The sequence below is a fragment of the Psychrobacter sp. 1U2 genome (assembly GCF_051847575.1).
In genome coordinates this window covers 1-528 of sequence record NZ_JBPYDC010001772.1, presented here as the reverse complement: position 1 = coordinate 528, position 528 = coordinate 1, and the positions used below count along the sequence as shown (strand labels likewise).

Below are 528 nucleotides of genomic sequence, written 5' to 3'. Positions count from 1 at the left end.
GCATTTGGCTAAAGTTGGTCATGAGTTTGGTGCAACCACTGGTCGTGCACGTCGCTGTGGTTGGTTTGATGCAGAAGCCCTACGCCGCGCCGTTGTACTGAACTCTATGTCAGGTATCTGCTTGACTAAGCTTGACGTATTAGATGGTCTAGAAGAGCTATTAATTGGTGTTGGTTATGAGCTACCAGAAACCGAATGCGCAGGCGCGCATGATGCTGAGTTTTATGAATCAGTAACACCAAAGTATGAGACGCTAGAAGGTTGGAGCGAATCTACTGTCGGTATTACCAACTATGATGACTTGCCAGAAAATGCTAAAAAATACATCAAGCGTATCGAAGCGTTGATTGGCTGCCCAGTTGATATCATCTCAACGGGTCCTGACCGCGAAGAGACCATCGTATTGCGTGATCCGTATGATGCGTAGATAAATAGAACAAACTATTGAATGACAAAACCCTAATGTTCAGCTAAGAGCTAGCATTAGGGTTTTTTATAAAAATTAATAATACTGGTAAATATACAATA

1 protein-coding gene is annotated in these 528 nt (G+C 42.6%); it reads left to right on the top strand.

Annotated elements, in window-relative coordinates; all coding sequences use genetic code 11:
• The coding region (locus ACS8FD_RS24325; protein ID WP_439277732.1) for an adenylosuccinate synthetase at positions 1-427 on the top strand (427 nt) is incomplete at its 5' end.
• Positions 428-528: the final 101 nt, after the last annotated feature.